Annotated in this window: 1 protein-coding gene and 1 pseudogene; both read left to right on the top strand. The window is 74.9% G+C overall.

What is annotated here, in order from left to right; genetic code table 11:
- Positions 1 to 930, top strand: a 930-nt coding sequence (locus L6E12_RS33340; RefSeq protein ID WP_236231903.1) for a KR domain-containing protein, incomplete at its 5' end; no start/stop codon positions are given.
- A 328-nt stretch (positions 931 to 1,258) separates the two neighbouring features.
- Positions 1,259 to 3,301 (top strand): annotated as a pseudogene (locus tag L6E12_RS33335) (type I polyketide synthase); the annotation flags it as partial.

Genomic DNA, 3,301 nt, shown 5'->3' with positions numbered 1-3,301 from the left:
GTGCTCGACGAGCTGACCCGCGACCGCGAGCTGTCGGCGTTCGTGCTGTTCTCCTCGGCCTCGGCCACCTTCGGCGCGGCGGGCCAGGGCAACTACGCCGCGGCCAACGCCGAGCTCGACGCGCTGGCCCGCGCCCGCCGCCGAGCCGGGCTGCCCGCCACCTCGATCGCCTGGGGACCGTGGGCCGAGGACGGCATGGCCGCGGGCCTCGACGGCCGCTTCGGCCGCGGCGGCCTGGCCGCGCTCGACCCCGACCGCGCGCTGGCCGCCCTGGCCCGCTGCGCCACCGGGGCGGACCCGGTGGTCACCGTGGCCGACGTGGACTGGCCGCGCTTCGCCGCGGCGTTCACCGCGGTCCGGCGGGGCAGGCTGCTCGACGCCCTGCCCGAGGCGCGCGCGACCCAGGCCGCCGCGCCCGCCCGGGTCCCCGACCTCGCCGCCCGGCTCGCCGGGGCCGCCGACCGCGAGCACGTGGCGCTGGAGGCCGTGCGCGAGGCCGCCGCCGCCGTGCTGGGCCACCCGTCGGTCGACGCCGTGCCCGCGGACAAGTCCTTCCGGGACCTCGGGTTCGACTCGCTGACCGCGGTGGAGTTCCGCAACGTGCTGGGCGCGGCCGGGCTGGCCCTGCCCGCCACGGCCGTGTTCGACCACCCCACGCCGCGCGCGCTCGCCGCCTTCGCGGTGGGGCAGCTCAGCTCCGCGGGCCTGCCCGCGCTGCTGGCCGAGCTGGACCGCATCGAGTGCGACCTCGGCGCCGCGGCCGCCGACGCCCTCGACCGGGCCAGGGTCGCGGTCCGGTTGCGCGGCCTGCTCGACGCGTGGACCGGGGCGGGCGCGACCGACGAGCGCGACGAGGACGAGGCCGTCCTGTCCCTGGACTCCGACGACGAGCTGTTCGCCCTCATCGAGCGCAACCTCGGCCAGGAGTGAGCGGGCGGACGAGGCGGAACAGCGGGCCCCGGCCCTGGCGCGGAGCACTGCGGACGCTCGCGCCGGGGCGTCGGGGCCCGCTCCCCGAGGGGGTGGCGTCAGCCCGTCTGTCGTAGTGCCGGGTGGGTGGCGGGTTCGTGGAACACGCTTAGGGGTGCCCTCGGGGCAGGTAGGGGTGGGTACCCCACAGGGGGCGGAGAAGGGCGGGCACCTAGGGGTTGTCGGTGCATGTCGCCGTCCATAGTGTTGGCGGCTGCTGGGATCCAACGATGTGGTCGTGTCGAGCCGTAGTGCGTGATCCGGCTGTTCCGCGGAGGTGTCGCCAGTCTTGTCGAGCGAGAACAAGCTCCGTGACTACTTGAAGTTGGTCACGGCAGACCTGCAGCGTGCGCGCAAGCAGTTGCGCGACCAGCGCGACGCGCTCACCGAGCCGATCGCCGTCGTCGCGGCGGCGTGCCGGTTCCCCGGCGGCGTGCGGTCCGCAGAGGACCTGTGGGACCTGGTCGCCGCGGGGTCGGACGCGCTGCGCCCGTTCCCGGTCGACCGCGGCTGGGACCTCGACGCGCTGCGCACCACCTCGCTCGCCCACGAGGGCGGCTTCCTCGACGCGGCAAGCGCCTTCGACGCCGACCTGTTCGGCATCTCCCCGCGCGAGGCCGTCGCGATGGACCCCCAGCAGCGCCTGATGCTTCAGGTGTGCTGGGAGGCGTTCGAGCGGGCCGGGCTCGACCCGCGCGGTCAGCGCGGCGAGCGCGTCGGCGTGTTCGCGGGCACCAACGGGCAGGACTACGCGACGCTGGTGCTCGACTCGCCCGCGGAGTCCTCGGGCTACCTGGCCACCGGCAACGCCGCGAGTGTGCTGTCGGGCCGCATCTCCTACTCGTTCGGCCTCGAAGGCCCCGCGGTCACGGTGGACACCGCGTGCTCGTCGTCCCTGGTCACGCTGCACCTGGCGGTGCGCGCGCTGCGGGCAGGCGAGTGCTCCCTGGCGCTGGCGGGCGGCGTCACGGTCATGGCCACCCCCAACGGCTTCGTCGAGTTCTCCCGCCAGCGCGGCCTGGCCGCCGACGGCCGCTGCAAGGCATTCGCCGAGGCCGCCGACGGCACCGGCTGGGGCGAGGGCGCAGGCGTCCTCCTGCTGGAGCGATTGTCCGACGCCCGGCGCAACGGGCACCCCGTGCTGGCGCTCGTGCGGGGTTCGGCGGTCAACCAGGACGGCGCGTCCAACGGGCTCACCGCCCCGAATGGACCGTCCCAGCAGCGCGTCGTGCTCCAGGCGTTGGAGGACGCGCGCCTCGGCGTGGCCGATGTGGACATGTTGGAGGCGCACGGCACGGGCACCTCGCTGGGTGACCCGATCGAGGCGCAGGCGTTGCTGGCGACCTACGGCCAGGGTCGCACGGAGCCGCTGTACCTGGGGTCGGTGAAGTCGAACATCGGTCACACCCAGGCCGCCGCGGGTGTTGCCGGGCTCATCAAGGCGATCGGCGCGCTGCGCCACGGCATCCTGCCCAAGACGCTGCACGTGGACGCGCCGTCGTCGCACGTGGACTGGTCTGCGGGCGCGGTCGAGCTGCTGACGGAGTCGCGGCCCTGGCCCGAGGTCGACCGGAGCAGGCGCGCCGCGGTGTCGTCGTTCGGCGTGAGCGGCACGAACGCGCACGTCATCCTCGAACAGGCCCCGGAAGCCGAGCCCGCCACGCCCGCCGGGGCGGTGCCCGCGGACATCGTGCCGTGGGTGCTGTCGGGGCGCACCGAGGCCGCGCTCGTCGCTCAGGCCCAGCGGCTGCTCCCGCACACCGACCTGGGTGTCGCGGATATCGCGCGCACCCTCGCCCGCCGCGCGGCGCTCGACCAGCGGGCCGTCCTCGTCGGTGACCGCGAGCAGTTGGCCGCCGCCCTGTCCGCGCTGGCCGAGGGCGGAACGCACCCCGCGCTCGTGCGCGGCGTGGCGGGCGACCCCGGCCGGACTGTGTTCGTCTTCCCCGGTCAGGGTTCGCAGTGGGTCGGCATGGCCCGCGAGCTGGCCGACCGTTCTTCGGTGTTCGCCGACCGGCTCGCGGAGTGCGAGACCGCGCTGAGCGCCTTCACCGACTGGACGCTGTCGGCTGCCCTGGGCGATCCGGAGCTGATGGCGCGGGTCGACGTGGTGCAGCCCGCGTTGTGGGCGGTGATGGTGTCGTTGGCCGAGGTGTGGCGGTCGTGGGGTGTTGAGCCGTCTGCTGTGGTGGGTCACTCGCAGGGTGAGATTGCGGCTGCTGTGGTTGCGGGTGTGCTGTCGTTGGAGGACGGTGCCCGGGTTGTGGCGTTGCGGTCGCGGGTGTTGCGCCGGTTGGCCGGTCGCGGCGGCATGGTGTCGGTGGCACTGCCG

Origin of the sequence: Actinokineospora sp. PR83, from assembly GCF_021056305.1 — a bacterium.
Classification (GTDB): Bacteria; Actinomycetota; Actinomycetes; order Mycobacteriales; family Pseudonocardiaceae; genus Actinokineospora; species Actinokineospora spheciospongiae.
Note: the sequence above shows the minus strand (reverse complement) of the source record. Positions and strands in the feature narration are given on the sequence as shown.